Consider the following 16496-nt stretch of genomic DNA (forward strand, 5'->3'; position numbering starts at 1 on the left):
CCCCACTATGAGACAAAAACCGAACCGCAGTTCGCGGACTCTGTTGGCTTTGGCGGTTTTAACCGCCGCCCTGCCTTACTCCTTCGCCCAAGAAGATGAGGAAGACGTATTCACGCTATCACCATTCACTGTCGATGCATCTGACGATGTTGGATACGCGGCCACGAGCACGCTCGCAGGCAGTCGCTTGAACTCTAACCTCGAAGACATCGCGAACTCGGTATCCGTTTTCACTCCAGAGTTTATGGAGGATATCGGAGCGGTGGATGAAGCCGATCTCATGGCTTACTCTTCCTCGGCTGTTGTCGAAGCCACCGAGCAAACGGGTGCCGTATTGGGCGGGAGCTTTGTCGGTACAGGTTTCCAATTTCGTCTTCGTGGAATGGTCGCCTCTCGTACCCGTGACTATTTTGAGAGTTTCATCCCAGGTGACACCTACAATAGCGGTCGCTTCGATGAAGCACGCGGCGCGAACTCCATTCTCTTTGGTATTGGTGGGGCAGGGGGCATCCTGAATACTACTACAAAGAAAGCTATTCCTGGACGCGACTTTGGAAGCGTCGGTATCACAGCTGGAATTGATAACTACGACTCGCTTCGCAGCACCCTCGATTACAATTGGGGCATTAACGAAAAGTTTGCTGTCCGCCTCAACGGTCTTTGGCAAGACAGCGATAAGTGGCGCGATTATGAGTTCAAGAACGATGAGCGAATCAATCTAGCGGCCACTTACAAGCTAGCTGAAAAGACAACGTTGCGGGCCAGCTACGAGAACGTGAATCTCGTAAATACTCACAACCGCGACTTCGTTGCGAAGGACCGGATCTCTGCTTGGACTGAGAATGGTTCGACTTTGGTCACGAACCCGAATCAAGGACCGCAAGCCGCGATCGGAATCAAACGCTACAACAACGGCACTAAGAAGGCTCCTCTTCGCGAGCGTATCATCTATGTCGATGACGATCAGGGCTGGCGAAATACCCAGGGGCTCTACTTCACGGACTCCTTCACTAACAATGATGCCCTGCTGGATTTCGAATTAGCTCCATTGGATGCGTACTATTCTGGGCCGGGGAACTTCATGGACTCGGAGTTCGACAATCTCACGGTCGCTCTGGAGGCGGAGCCGATAGACAATCTTTTCGTCGAGCTCGCTTACAACAAGCAGGATCGAGATTCGATTGGGTATGACCTTGGTCAAGAGGCATACGCTGTTCGAGGAGAACCAAGTCCTTTCTGGTTTGGAAACAGTCTAGAGAACCGTGAGACTAACGAGTACCAAGGTGATCTCTTCGTTGAAGGGAATTGGAACCAGAGTATTCAGTTGTGGGATACCACGAACTACCGTGCAACAGCGGCTTACGAATTGAATACCAAGAGTGACTGGACAGGACGTCATGTCATTGCGGCTTTGTGGAGCCAGAGCGAACGCAACCGCTACCGCGTTGGCAGTAAGCTTGGCGTGGATGATCCCATAGCTGGGAACCCAGAAGCAGGCCGAAATCGTGTGTTTGCCCGCAACTACATCCAAAATCCCGGTAATGCTAGCGAGTACTTCGTGCCGAGCTGGGAAAACATGTCCACAATTCAAGTAGACCGCGATGGTGACGGAACGCTCGAGACAATCGGAACCCAATGGGCGACCAACAGTCTCTCTGACGACACTCGCAAGAACACGGGGCAGCAACTCTCTAGCCAAAGCTTCCTCTTTCGTGACCGAGTCATCTTCACCATGGGATACCGTGAGGAAGAGGTGGACGAGAGTGTGCGTACTGCCCTTGACCCAGAAACTGGAGCTACGCTGCGTGACCCTGAAACTGGGCTTAAAATCTTTTCAGAGGACTACACTGAGCTCTCTCGTACGGTGGACAACTTCTCTTACGGTGTAGTGGGCGAGGTGACCGATTGGTTGCGTGTGCTCTACAACAACTCGGAAAACTTCGACATTCCAGGTAACTCTTTGGGACTGATTCCTGACAATTCTCTCCGCCCTGTATTGGAGGGCATCAGCGAGGAGTATGGTGTGATGCTTAAGCTGCTCGATAACCGTGTTAGTATCCGTGCGGCTTACTACGAAAACACATCGGCGAACGATGCTCGTGGATTCTCTGTGGAACCCAACGTGATCGCCCGCAACGATCGTATCCTAGACGAAGCGATCGCTCAGGATCTTATTGGAAGCTCGGAAGCTGACCTTCTGCGTTATGTTGGTAGCACGTGGGACTTGGCCGACAAGGAAACATCTGGCTGGGAGCTCAGCATGACTGCAAATCCGACTGAGAACTGGCGTTTCACCATGAACGTCACCTCTAGCGAAACCGTTGAAACGAACATGCTCCAGCGTACCCGTGCTTTAAAGGATGACATGTTGGCAACTTGGACAGGCTTCGGTTTGGATCTGCCGATTCCCGGTGTTGATGGTCGTACGATCGCCTCCGAAATCGAAAACTTCAATGACTGGTTCCGCGACATGACAGCAGTTGAGGGGCTTAAAAGCTACGGTCACCGTGACTTCCAGGCCCGCCTTTTCACTCGCTACGACTTCAATGACGGCCCGCTGAAGGGCTTCTACATTGGTGGCGGTTATCGCTACTCTGACGCTCCGTTCGTCGGAATTCTGCAAACTGCGGATATTAGCGACGAGCTTCGGCAGGACATTGTCGAGACAGGTGCGACCATCGACGGAAGGGAAATCTACGGGTTTGATACTTCCGAAGTGGATCTATTGTTTGGATACAAAACCAAGGTCAATTGGTTGGGTGACAAGAAGAAGGAGAAACTCAGTATTCAGCTGAATCTTAAGGATCTCCTTCAGGAGAACGACTATTCGATCGTCCGTATCCAAGATGCTGGTAACATGACACGTGCTCGTGTTGTCGCTCCGACAAAAGTTTCGCTCAGCGCTAAGCTCAGCTTCTAGAATTTCATCTAGCAACAACGTGCGGCGGCGGTCTCTACCGTCGCCGTTACGATTAGTGCGGTTCAACCGCCGAACACGAATTACACTATGAATAAACTGAAAACGATTTGCGTGAGCTTGCTCGCACTGGGAACGCTCGCCACGAGCGGTCGTGCCAACGAGAAATACAGTACTCCGGTGCCAGGGCGTTGGGATGCTGATAGAGTGAATGCTTGGTACAGCGAGTTACCATGGCTCGTTGGCTGTAATTACTATCCAGCTACAGCGATCAATCAGATCGACATGTGGCAGGCCTCGACTTGGGATCCAAAACGGATCGATCTAGAGCTAGACTGGGCTTCCGGCATTGGCATGAACACACTACGCGTTTATTTGCACGATCTGGTTTGGGAAGATGACGAACAGGGGCTTTACGAGCGAATGGACCAGTTTCTATCGATCTGTCAGAAGTACGAGATCCGTCCCTTTTTTGTCTTTTTCGATGATTGTCACTTTCCGAACCCAAAGCTTGGTAAGCAGCCTCTTCCAGTGAAGGGTTACCACAACTCGGGTTGGGTGAATAGTCCTGCTCGGGACGTCGCCCTGCGTTATGCAAACGGTGAATCTCCCAAGGCGGAAGTCGCTCGCCTCAAGGGGTATGTGCAGAAGACGATCGAACGTTTCAAAGATGATGAACGTGTCCTCATGTGGGAGCTCTATAACGAGCCTGGACGAGGTAACGGTTTGAACGGAGATATGGGAACCACGAAAGTGAAGTCGTCAATCGGTGAAAAATCTAACCGACTCGTTTATGATTCCTGGGTTTGGGCGCGAGAAGTGAATCCGACTCAACCAATCATGTCCAACTCCTCAGGTTCTATCGGAAAGAACAATGTTTTGATCAACCGAACTAACAGTGATTTGCACTCAATTCACAGCTATGGCGGCGACCCTCGCAAGGGGACAAATGCGGTGGAACGCTTGAGGGATGAGATTCTTGAATACAAGAAGGATGGCCGCCCCGTTATGGTGACCGAATGGCTGGCTCGCGACAAAGGCAGTGTAGTTGAAACGAGTCTGCCATTGATGAAGGAGCTGAATGTTGGCGCAGTTAATTGGGGCTTTGTATCCGGAAAGTCGGCGACGATTTGGAACTGGGAAAGCCGCCGCAATTCGGAAGGCAAAAAGATCAGCGTGAACCATGAGCGCGCATCCGGAAATGTGATACGCCCAGGCGAGTCTTATCCGGAGCCGGAGATTTGGTTCCACGACCTTCTAAGGATGGACGGTACGCCTTACGATCCAGAGGAAATCAAGATCTTCAAAAAACTCACAGATTCATAGGTAGGGCGTGACCGCCGGGCACGCCGCACGGAAGTGGGTTCCGACAAATATTGTTGCGGTTCGCCCGGCGGTCAGACCCTACCTCTTTTACAATGATTCCAGCTCGAACGTTTTTCTCAGTTCTTCTGATTACCTCTCTCGCTGCAGTTCCGTCAGCATCGGCTCAAACACAGGTATCGGTCGATTTCTCGAAACCGGCCTATTTCCCTTTGCTTAAGGGAAAGGCCAGTCTTTTTCAGGAGGGTCTAGCGGAGAAGCCGTCGCTTGAAGTAGCGATGCAACCGCTCGATGATTTGAAGATTCGAGCCTTTCGTCCGCTGGTGAACCAAGGTGGCGACAAGCTTATCTCGTATGAAAATGGGGAACTGAGCGTAACAAGGGATCGCTCGTTAACTGCTTTCATTAGCGAAACTCACAAGCGTCAGATCGTTCCTATTCTCCCCTTGTACCAGTCTCCGGAAGACCTACGACGGGCGGATTGGAAAACGAGACAGGAACCACCCAGGGATTTTAATCTTTATGGACGGGCTATGGAAGAGTTTGTGGGACTGTACGAGGGTACTTACCCGCTTATGTGGGAGGTCTGGAACGAACCTCAGGAAAAAGCGTATTTAGATTCTGATGATACTAGTCGTGACTATAAACAGATCTACCAAAACGTTGCGCCCGCAATTCGTAGGGCGGATCCGGATACTTTGATTGTGGGGCCAGCGGTTGCAAACTCCGAGAGAGTTTCGGGAGCGTTTATTGAGACGTTCGTCCAGGACGTCAAAAAGGACGATCTGCCATTGGACTATTTCTCGATTCATAGCTACGGAAGACACAAGAAGGCTCTGCGAAAAAGAAAGCGAGGCGCTGACGATCGGAACGACTTCATTATTGAAAAAGCCAGAATGGCGATGGGGACGGACTTTCAAACGGTCCCCTTAGTTTTTACTGAGTACGAATACTATCCGGCAGGGGCAGATGTCCCTTGGCACTACTTGCGTGAGCTAACCGTTGGAGCCACGAAGTTCTTGACCGATTTAGAGTACTTTATCGAACAGACAGATATCCCTTTCGTCACTTGGAACCGGTATCAACATCAAGGGCCTAATCACCGCAAAGGTGGACTCATCGACAATAAATTGAGAAAACGGCCAATCTTCCATGCATTCGATTTTTATGGGCGAATGCCAACTGAGAGAAAGATGTTGTCTCTTGGGAAAGAGGGAGCCAAGGGGCTTAAGGGATTTGCCTCTGCTGACGCAATGGGAGCAGGTGTTTTGCTTTGGAACGAGTCTGAGGAAGCCGCAAGTATTGACCTCTCCACTACGAATCTGCCTTTCGAGAGGGGATCTGTTTCGATGTACAGAGTGGATTCAAACCACGGGAGTTATCTCGAAGAGAGCTCTTCGGATGAGAGCATCCCTGTGCTGGTGGAACATTTTCAAAAAGGAACGTTGGAGTCGCAACGTTTGCAGATCCCTGGCCCTGGGATTGTATACTTCGAGATTTTGCCCGAGAGCGAACCGAGACAGGGAGCATATTTAGAGGCATCCTACATCCGTTCCTGGCAATGGGCGGGGCGAACGGAGAATGGAATCACAGGAGATTACGGTGACTTCGATTGGAGGACTTGGACTGCTCGCGTGGGCGTGAAGGGCGAAACCGGCCGTGGAGTTGCTGGGGTGACAATGGACAACACGCCGGAGGTTGTGTCTTTCGTTGGGCAGACTTTCAGCATGAAGGCGTCATCCGATCCGAATGCTCTGCTTGGAATCCGAGTCGACTACCTCGTGGATCGAAAAGCGATCAAGAGTGTGCTGTTGCACGGCGGTACCTTTGATCCTCGACGTAGTACCGAGCTTCCGTGGGCAAGGGAAGGAGCAACAGCAGATAAGGTAATTGAGATTCCTGAGCTCGGAGGGGAGCACCTAGCTACGGAGTTTAGCTTCGATGCTCATGCTCCCCAGGCTTGGCTTCGAAGCGAACAACGCCGGACTATTGTTTCATTCTGGATGGAGAATACGGGGGCAGAGTCGCAAGCCGTTTTCCGAATGCTTCCGGGAGGTGTGACTGCATCTGCGGAACGATTGGAAGTAGGAGCCCCACGGGATGGTAACGAATTACGCAACGGTTCAGTTGGTAGGGAGCTGCTGAATGAGAAGAATAGAACAGTATTACGTCCTTTCCCTGATGTTTGGCACAAAAACGGTGGTTGATTGAGCCGCATGGACTAATCGATTCCGCCGTTTTGCGCTAAATTTCTCACCCCGATATCGAGCGTGTCTCCGCTTGGTAGCCAATATCCATTTTCGATCAGATTAACCCCAACGAAGAACTGAAGAGTTTTTTGAATTTGTAATAGATGATTAAGAACAAAGTAACACTGAGAGCACTTGCGAGTGGATTAATGTTGTGGGCCGCAAGCCACGGTTTCGCTAGTGAGCGACCAAACGTGATGTTGATCCTCGTGGACGATCTCAAACCGACTTTGGGAGCTTACGGTGATGAGCATGCGATATCGCCCAACATCGATCGCCTTGCCAATATGGGGATGCGTTTCGACCTCGCGTACTGCAACCAATCGGTGTGCATGGCGTCGCGGTACAATCTGCTGCTCGGTTCACGTTCCACGAGCACGGGCTTTTATCGGTTCGGAACACAGTTCCGCGAGGTGTATCCAGATGCGGTGACGCTTCCGCAACATTTCATGAACAACGGATACCATGTCGAATCGATGGGCAAGGTGTTCCACATCGGGCATGGCAATACGAACGACGAAGCCTCCTGGTCGATTCCTCACCACAAGGAGAAGGTGATTGAGTACGTTGTGCCGGAGAGTACGAATCGCCAGCTGACGCGCGAAGAAGTGTTTTTCCAAAACTCGCGTATGCACTTCAAGCTCCCTCCGATGAAGGACATCCCTCGAGGGGCTTTGGGGGAAGCTCCAGACGTGTTGGATGAAGCTTATGCAGATGGTCGGGTGGCGACGCACGCGATCAACCGCTTGCGGACGTTGAAGAAGAACCCGGATCAGCCATTTTTCATGGCGGTTGGGTTCGCTCGTCCGCACCTCCCGTTCTCAGCCCCCAAGAAGTATTGGGATATGTACGACGCGGCAAAACTGCCTATGCCCGAGTTTGAAAAAGCTCCCAAGGGAACGCCTGCGTTTGCCGTCAAGGGACGAGGAGAAATTTCGAACTTCAAACCCTTTCCTGAAACGGGGCCGATTTCTGATGACCTGAAGCGCTATGTAATCCACGGATATTACGCTTCGATGTCGTATGTTGACGCTCAGATTGGCCGGGTGATCGATGAGCTCAAGCGACTGAAGATGGAGGACAACACGATCATCGTTCTCTGGGGCGACCACGGTTGGCATTTGGGCGATCATGGTTCTTGGACCAAACATTCGAATTTCGAGCAAGCGAATCGGATTCCCTATTTGATTGTCGCTCCAGGAGTCGCGAAACCGGGAAGCTCGACTACGCAGCTCGCAGAGACTGTCGACATCTATCCTACGCTGGCGGAACTTGCTGGATTGCCAGCTCCGAAGGTTCCGCAGCCCATCGACGGAGTGAGCATGGTTCCAGTCTTGAAAGACTCCAAGGAACGGATACGCGATCATGCTTACCACAGTTTCGCGAAACGCGGCAACCTCGTTGGACAAGCAATCCGCACCGACCGCTACCGAATGGTCCGTTGGGTAGACCTAAACGAGAAAGAGAGTCCGATATACGAGCTATACGACTATGAGAAAGACCCTCTGGAGACAGTGAACTTGGCCGAGTCGCAACCTGAAGTGTTGGCGACGCTGGAACGTATTGCTGATCAACATCCATTTCCCTCGGCGGTAGCTCAGAGAGGAAAGAAGTAATTTAACCCCAATCGATTGATAAATAGGTATGTACTCAAAATTTAAGCGCGCATTGGTTTCGGCCGCATCTCTTGCATTTGTCGGGATTGTTTCGGCAGCAACAGTCTCCGTAGACGATTTCGATGATATTCGAAGCTTCACGCTGAGCAACGACTCAGGAATGTCGGTGACGCTCACTAACTATGGAGCGACCGTGACCTCGATTCTTGTTCCAGATCGTAATGGCGAAGTCGCAGATGTGGCGTTGGGCTACAACAATGTGTCTTCCTACATGAACGCGGTCGACAAGCCATATTTCGGCTCTATCGTAGGTCGTTACGGAAATCGCATCGCGAAGGGTAAATTCTCCATCGACGGAGAAGAATATACTCTCGCGACCAACAACGGGGAGAATCACTTGCACGGAGGTGTGATCGGTTTCGACAAGGTGGTTTGGGATGCACGAATCGAGGGTAGCTCTGTTGTATTCTCCTACCTCGCTAAAGACGGCGAAGAAGGGTATCCAGGCAACTTGGACATCGAAGTGCGCTACAGTCTCGGCGACGATAATTCACTTTCCATCGAGTATTGGGCACAGACAGACAAGGCGACACACTGCAACCTGACCAATCATACCTACTTCAATCTAGCAGGAGAGGGGAATGGTACGATCCTCGGTCACAAGCTAATGATCGCAGCAGATCGGTTTACGCCTGTCGACGAAGGCTTGATTCCAACCGGTGAGCTTCGCCCCGTGAAGGGAACCCCCTTCGATTTCCAGAAAGCGAAGTCGATTGGAAAGGATATCAAGAAAGAGAATCAACAACTAACCTACGGTCTCGGTTATGACCACAACTGGGTGCTGTCCGGTGAATTGGATACAGATGGGATGCGTCTCGCAGCGACTCTCTATGAAAAGAGTTCTGGTCGCTACATGGAAGTGCTCACCAGTGAGCCAGGTATCCAGTTCTATTGCGGAAACTTTCTCGATGGTCGCTTGAAAGGGAAGTCTGGCAAAACTTACGTTTACCGTGGTGGCCTCTGTCTAGAAACGCAGCACTATCCTGATTCACCAAACCAAAAGAACTTCCCATCTACGCTTTTGAAGCCAGGCGAGACTTACGAAACCAAGACTGTTTACCGATTCTCGACCAAGTAGGGCTGATACCCTTTAATTACTTGTTCATCACCATAGATAGTGTGTAGGGCTGCCGCTTGCGGCATGCCGCATCAACCACAGTGATTTCCGCGAGCAACGCGGCGTGGCGGCAAGCACCAGCCCTACATCTGATGCTATTAAGATCAAAACAAATGACACTTCTACTTCGATCAATCGTATCCGTTTTTGCACTGTTTATCTTTGCGATCTCGGTTTGTGCAAAAAGTGATGACCGGCCTAATCTGATTGTCATTTTGGCCGACGACATGGGCTTCTCCGATATCGGTTCCTACGGTGGCGAAATCGAGACACCTGCGCTTGATGCGTTGGCTGACGGTGGGATGAAGTTTTCTCGCTTCTACAACAGTGCTCGTTGCTGCCCGACTCGGGCCTCACTGATGACTGGGCTTCATCCACATCAGACGGGAATCGGTTGGATGACAAATCCACCGAATACAGGGAAGATGGACCATGGGCCTGAGTTTCCAAACTACCGTGGTTTTCTCAATCGTGACTGTGTTACTTTGGCAGAGGTGCTAGGAGACAATGGATACGCAACCTTGATGTCAGGAAAGTGGCACTTGGGAGTGAATGATAAAAGTCGCTGGCCTCTGCAGCGTGGCTTCGAGAAATTCTACGGAAGCCTAGCAGGAGCGACCAATTTTTTCTATCCGGAGCACCCGCGCGGGATTTGGTTAGGCAACGAGAAAGTGCAGAATCCGGAGAGCACAACGGACCGACGCTACTACACGACCGATGCGTTCACTGACTATGCGTTGCAGTTTATCGAGGAAGAGAAAGCGAACGAAGATCGCCCGTTTTTCTTGTACCTCGCCTACACATCGCCTCACTGGCCCTTGCATGCCCATCAAGAGGAGGTGCAGAAGTACGTCGGCAAATATTCGGAAGGTTGGGATCAGTTGCGTGAAGATCGCCTGAAACGTCAGCGAGAGCTCGGCTTGATTGATGATAAGTGGAAACTCCCGAAACGCTCTCACAAAGCGTGGGAGGAGATGAGCGAAGAGAAGAAGAAGGATATGGACCTTCGCATGGCTTATTATGCGGCGATGATTGATCGTATGGATCAGAATATCGGGAAACTTGTGGATCGACTCAAAGCGATGGGCAAATACGAAAACACTCTCATCCTCTTTCTTTCCGATAATGGTGCCTGCCAGGAAGGCGGTAAGCTCGGCGGAAAGTTGGATCCATTTGATGTTGATGCTTGGGAAAGAACTTACGGGACTAAACCGTCTTACGGTGAAGTTTGGGCGAACGCGTCGAATACTCCGTTCCGAAAGTTCAAACACTACACTCATGAAGGTGGAATTGGTACGCCGATGATCGCGCACTGGCCGAAAGGGGTGAAGCCGCAAAAGGACTGGTACAGAGAACCAGCCTACTTGATCGACCTAGCCCCCACGTTTTACGACCTAGCTGGCACGAAGTATCCGAAGACGTATGACGGTAGAAGAATCGCGGATCTTCCGGGAGTCAGTTTGGATGCAGCCTTCAAAGGTGAGAGCTTAGAACGAGAGGATCCGCTCTTCTTCGAGCACGAGGACCATGCTGCCATCATGCAAGGAGATTGGAAACTGGTCGGGAGCAACGTTTCCGTGCCAGGAGGACCAAATGAAAAGAAATGGGAGCTGTACAACATGAAAAAAGACCGCAGCGAAACGAATAACCTTGCGAAGAAGAAGCCGGAACTCGTCGCGAACTTGGCTGCAGAATGGCTGGAGTGGGCCAACGAAGTAGGCGTCTACCCGAAACCGGAAAAGCGAACTACCGATAACTGATATGAATCGATTGATGCTAATTTTATCTCTGCTTTGCCTGTCTTTCCAGGCGAGTGCTGAGAGTGTGAAACCAAATATACTGCTGATCATCGGTGATGATGCGACTTACAGCGACCTGTCCCTGTATGGTGGTGAGAATGTGAAGACGCCACGTATCGATACGTTGGCTACGGAAGGAATGACTTTCGACCAGGCCTATGTGTCGATGGCGATGTGCGCTCCTTGTCGTGCTTCGATCCAGACGGGACTGTATCCGTTTCGATCGGGCGTTGCTTGGAACCACGCTCCCGCTCGTGAAGGGACTAAGAGTTCTTTTCATTATTTGAAAGACCTAGGGTATCGGGTGGGTTTGACTGGTAAGACGCACCTGAGACCCGCCTCTGTCTATCCCTACGAAACGGTGTCTGGAGTTGAGCCAGACTGCGTTGCGGATACGAGCTATTTCGAGGCGGCGCCGATCAAGGAGTTTATGACACGTGACCGCGAACAGCCCTTTGCTCTGACTGTTGCGCTAACGTCGCCTCACGCTCCATGGACGGTTGGTGATCCAAGCAAGTTTGATCAGAAGGCGTTCAAAATGCCTCCCCATTTAGCGGATACCGAGGAGACAAGGGAGTGGTTTGCCAGATACTTAGCTGAGATCGAAGTGCTCGATGAGCAGGTAGGTCAGACATTGGATATCCTCGCGGAGACAGGTCTCGCTGATAATACGATTGTCATTTTTACCTCCGAGCAGGGTGCCCAGTTCCCAGGAGCGAAGTGGACGAATTGGTCTGCGGGAGTGAAGACAGGCTTTGTTGTTCGTTGGCCAGGGAAAGTTGAAGCGGGTGTTCGAACTGATGCTCTCGTCCAATACTGTGATGTGCTGCCGACACTGCTTGATGCGGTTGGCGGGACGTTCGAGAGTGACGCCTTTGATGGATCTAGCTTCCTGAGTGTCCTGAACGGCGAATCAGAACGTCACCGCGATTATGCTTTCTTTATGCACAATAATGTTCCCGAGGGGCCGCCGTATCCAATTCGCGGAGTCACAGACGGGGATTTTCATTATTTGGAGAACTTGGAGCCAGATCGAATCTACATTGAAAAGCACCTGATGGCGAAGGTGGAGCACAACGGTTATGTACCATCAATGTTTTGGACCGCGGGTACGGATGAGCGAAGCTACGAAGCTCTTGCCAGATTCATGAGTCGTCCAGGCGAGGAGTTGTATCGGAACGAAAACGACCCGCATCAATTGAACAATCTGGCTGAAAGCGTTGAATACGCCGAAGTGAAAGCTCGTATGGCGAAAGCTCTCGGTACTTGGCGGACAGAGCAAGGAGATCCAGGGGCAGCTTTGGATCGTGTCGAATCACACAAGGCTGCGAAGAAACAGAGGCACTTCGCTAGCCCACTTCTAAACCAATAATTTGAATTTATCTACTAACTAGAAATGAAGAAAATCGCTGCTGTTGTGAGCGCTACGATTGGCATGACGCTGATGTCGAATGCCGAATGGAAGCCGGTCGAAGGAACGATGTTAACAGAGTGGGGCCAGACGGTCACGCCAGAGAACGCATGGACTGAGTATCCGCGACCTCAGTTAGTTCGAGATGACTGGACCAATCTCAACGGAATATGGGATGTCGCTATTACTAAAGACACTGCGGAAAAGCCTAAGAAGTGGACGGATGAAATCTTAGTTCCATTTGCCCTGGAAACGCCGTTGTCAGGCATCGGTAAGCGCTTGGAGCTTGATGAGGTGATTTGGTATCGCCGGGATTTTGAATTGGCGAGTGCTCCAGAAGGCAGGTTGCATCTGAACTTCGAAGGTGTGGACTATGCTTGCCGTGTGTGGGTCAACGGTGGATACGCGGGATCTCATGTCGGCGGGAATTTGCCGTTCTCTTTCGACGTCACCGAGCTCGTACAGTCGGGTGAGAACGAAATCGTGATGCGAGTGGTCGACGATACAGACTCAGCAGATCGCTATCAGCTTCGTGGTAAGCAGAAGCGGAAGAACAGTGGTATCTGGTATTCACCGTCCTCTGGGATTTGGCAGACTGTTTGGCTTGAGGAGACCTCCGAAACCTATCTAGAGAGCATTAAGTTCGTCGGCGACATGCATGGTGGATTGGACTTCGAAGCGAGAGTTGTGGGAGAGTCCGCGAATGGTGCGAAAGTACGTGTGTCTGTTCTCGAAGGAGGTGAAACTGTATCCAAGAAGACGGGACCCGCTTCTGGATTTTCACTGAAGGTGAAGGACGCCAAGCTTTGGTCGCCAGACGAGCCTTCATTGTACGATCTAAAAGTGGAACTGCTTGATCGGAAGGGAAAGGTAACGGAAACGATCGATTCTTACGTCGGCTTCCGTTCTGTGGGTAAGGAGACCGATGCTGATGGTAATCTGCGTTTCACTTTAAATGGCGAGGAGATCTTTCACCTCGGACCGCTCGATCAAGGCTGGTGGCCTGATGGCTTCCTCAATCCGCCTTCTGATGAGGCAATCGTATTCGAGATGGATTTCCTTAAAGAGGCTGGTTTCAACATGATTCGTAAGCACAAGAAGGTTGAGCCACGTCGTTACTACTATCATGCAGACCGACTCGGCTTTCTTGTTTGGCAGGACCATGTATCCGGTGGAGCAGGACCGAACGAATGGCCGATCTGGAAAAAGCTCCGTGCCGAGTTGCCGGACTACGAGCCCAAGAACAATCGATGGTGGAAGCCGGAAGATGGTGACAATCTTGAAGCGGATTGGCCGGATTGGGCCCACGAGCAATGCATGGCGGAACTGAAGGTCATGATCGACACGCTTTACAATAATCCAAGCGTTGTGGTCTGGACGACCTTCAACGAACGGTGGGGGCAGCATCGTTCCATGAAAGTCGGGAAATGGGTCGAGGAGTATGACACGACGCGTCACCTCAACATTGCCAGCGGTGGTAACTTCTTCGAGGTCGGCGATATCGCAGACGAGCACAACTATCCAGATCCGAGTTTCCCGTTAGCCCTCGAGGTGTTCGATGACTACGTCAAGGTCGTTGGGGAATTTGGTGGTCACGGTTGGCCGGTGGAAGGGCATCTCTGGTCAAAAAAGAAGCGTAATTGGGGGTACGGTGGACTGCCAAAGACAATCGAGGAATACAAGGAACGCTACGTCCGCTCGATGGAAATCCTCGGAGAACTGAAGGAGAACGGAATCGCCGCAGGCGTTTACACGCAAACCACCGACGTTGAAGGCGAGATCAACGGAATCCTCACTTACGATCGCAAAGTCGTTAAGATCGCTCCCGAAGAGCTAGCCGAAATTCACCGGAAAGCTGGACTGCTCGATTCTGAGTAGACGGGGCGGCTGAGCGCTCTATGCGAAGGGCCAAGAAAGAATATTGATCAGCGTCTTTTTTAGGCGTTGATCATTTTCGCATATAGCCCCCTAGGCAGGGCATGTTGCTGGGGCACAAATGTGATGAATCGCGCAACATAGTTGTTAGTAGATCGGGCCAGTAAACGGATATAGTATTTGCGCTACTTGAACGGGCCATTTCTTTGCAATGGTCTGTCATTCGACCCTACAAGCCAATTGTGTTTTATGCGAAAGACGCTTCTACCTCTCCTCTTGCCCTTTATCTCGTTTGTGACCGTTCTATGTGACGCCAAAGCCGATTTGCTCATGTGGTACAAGGAGCCGGCTGCCCAATGGGACCACGGTATCCCGGTGGGAAACGGTCGCCTTGGGGCGATGGTTCTCGGAGGGATCGAAGATGAGCGTATTGTGATCAACGAGGAGAGCGTCTGGAGCCGGGGTGGTGAATACAAAGACCGGCCAGGCGGGCATGAGCACGTCGACGAAATCCGGAGACTGATCTTTGAGGGTAAGTTCAAGGCGGCGGAGTCATTGATTTCCGAGAAACTGCTTGGGGAGCGCTTGGAATCCGGGACGAATTGTTACCAAGTTTTAGCTGACCTACATATCGAATACGAGGGGCTGGAAGACGCTCACAGTTATCGGCGTGAATTGGACCTGGAAACTGCGATTACTCGGGTGCAGTTCAAAACAGGGAATTGGAAGAATCGCGTTTCGTACACGCGTGAGGTGTTTGCGTCGGCAGTCGATCAGGCCATCTATGTTCGGATCGGAGGCGATAAGCCTGGGCGCGTAAACTGCTCTCTTTCGTTGAAGCGGAATGGCGGGAAGCCAACTGTTTCCGTAGAGGGAGACGAAATCCATCTCTACGAACATGTAGGCGAGGGAGTTAGGGCTCACTGCCGTGTAAAGGTTTTGAATACAGGCGGAACGCTGACGACGGCTTCGGGCGAAATTACTATCGAAAATGCCGATTCCTTGGTGCTCGTGATAACTGGAGCCACTGACTATGCAGAGTCCGATCCGGTGGGTGCGACTGATAGGCAACTCGAAGCGGCTTCGACGCGAATATTCGAGGAGGCTCTCATTGATCACGTGGAAGAGTACCAGAGCTACTTCAACCGCTTCAGTATCGACCTTGGAGAGTCGGTGGCGTCGAGTTTCGCGACGGATGAGCGCATCGATGCGATCAAGCGAGGTTCGTACGATCCTTCGCTGATGGCTATGTATGTTCAGTTCGCTCGTTACTTGCTGATCAGTAGTTCTCGTCCGGGTACATTGCCTGCTAATTTGCAGGGGATATGGGTCGATGGCGTTAAACCGGCGTGGAACTCGGACTACCATGTGAATATCAACGTCCAGATGAACTACTGGGCGGCTGAAGTCTTCAATTTGGCCGATTGTCATGAACCGCTTTTCACCTTCCTTGAGGGACTCGTCCCTAACGGCCGAAAGACTGCCGAAGAGATGTATGGAGCGAATGGAATTGCCATTCACCACACGACCGATGCCTGGAAGTTCACTACTGGATTTGGGAAGCCGAACTATGGTATGTGGCCCATGGCGGGAGGGTGGGTCGGCTCTCATTTTTGGGAACATTACTTGCACGGTGGAGACGAGGCGTTTCTAAGGGAGAGGGGCTACCCCTTCATGAAAGCCGCTGCCGAGTTCTACCTGGATTTTCTAGTGGAACATCCAGTGTCCGGTCATTTGGTTTCGGGACCTTCGATTTCACCGGAAAATCGGTTCATCGCTCCTGACGGATATCAGGCCGCGGTTTGCATGGGGCCGGCGATGGATCATCAGATTATTTACGAGAATTTTTCCGCCTGCATTGAAGCGTCTGAGATTTTGGATACGGATGAAGCGTTTCGGGCTCGATTGCGGGATACGTTGAGTCGACTTGCTCCAGTACGTATTGGGGGCGATGGGCGAATTTTAGAGTGGACCGATGGGGTCGGCGAAGCGAATCCAGGGCATCGCCACATTTCTCACTTGTTCGGATTGCATCCAGGTCGCCAATACACTTGGCAGGAAACCCCTGAGATGATGGAAGCGGCGGTGAAGGTCCTTGAGAAACGTCTCGCTTCGGGGGGGGGGCACAC

9 protein-coding genes are annotated in these 16496 nt (G+C 51.6%); all 9 read left to right on the plus strand.

Annotation, left to right across the window (positions count from 1 at the left end):
- Positions 1–7: 7 nt before the first annotated feature.
- On the plus strand, positions 8–2920 hold the full coding sequence (locus tag JIN87_RS22940; RefSeq protein WP_200357972.1) for a TonB-dependent receptor: 2913 nt from the start codon (positions 8–10) through the stop codon (positions 2918–2920).
- Between the two features lie 87 nt (positions 2921–3007).
- Positions 3008–4243, plus strand: coding sequence for a cellulase family glycosylhydrolase (locus JIN87_RS22945; protein WP_200357973.1), 1236 nt, complete (start codon positions 3008–3010; stop codon positions 4241–4243).
- 92 nt (positions 4244–4335) lie between these two features.
- Positions 4336–6447, plus strand: a complete 2112-nt coding sequence (locus JIN87_RS22950) for a GH39 family glycosyl hydrolase (protein WP_200357974.1) — start codon at positions 4336–4338, stop codon at positions 6445–6447.
- Between the two features lie 146 nt (positions 6448–6593).
- A complete protein-coding gene (locus JIN87_RS22955) occupies positions 6594–8105 on the plus strand; it encodes a sulfatase (protein ID WP_200357975.1) in 1512 nt (503 codons plus the stop codon).
- A gap of 28 nt (positions 8106–8133) precedes the next feature.
- On the plus strand, positions 8134–9243 hold the full coding sequence (locus JIN87_RS22960; RefSeq protein WP_200357976.1) for an aldose epimerase family protein: 1110 nt from the start codon (positions 8134–8136) through the stop codon (positions 9241–9243).
- Positions 9244–9395: 152 nt separating this feature from the next.
- Entirely contained in the window at positions 9396–11042 is a 1647-nt protein-coding gene (locus tag JIN87_RS22965) for an arylsulfatase (RefSeq protein WP_200357977.1), read from the plus strand.
- A 13-nt stretch (positions 11043–11055) separates the two neighbouring features.
- Complete coding sequence (locus tag JIN87_RS22970; RefSeq protein ID WP_200357978.1) at positions 11056–12453, plus strand: sulfatase family protein; 1398 nt, start codon at positions 11056–11058, stop codon at positions 12451–12453.
- 24 nt (positions 12454–12477) lie between these two features.
- Complete coding sequence (locus tag JIN87_RS22975) at positions 12478–14370, plus strand: glycoside hydrolase family 2 protein (protein WP_200357979.1); 1893 nt, start codon at positions 12478–12480, stop codon at positions 14368–14370.
- Between the two features lie 291 nt (positions 14371–14661).
- A partial coding sequence (locus JIN87_RS22980) for a glycoside hydrolase family 95 protein (protein ID WP_325176406.1) occupies positions 14662–16496 on the plus strand: 1835 nt, incomplete at its 3' end.

The organism is Pelagicoccus mobilis (assembly GCF_016595505.1).
GTDB classification, from domain to species: Bacteria; Verrucomicrobiota; Verrucomicrobiia; order Opitutales; family Opitutaceae; genus Pelagicoccus; species Pelagicoccus mobilis.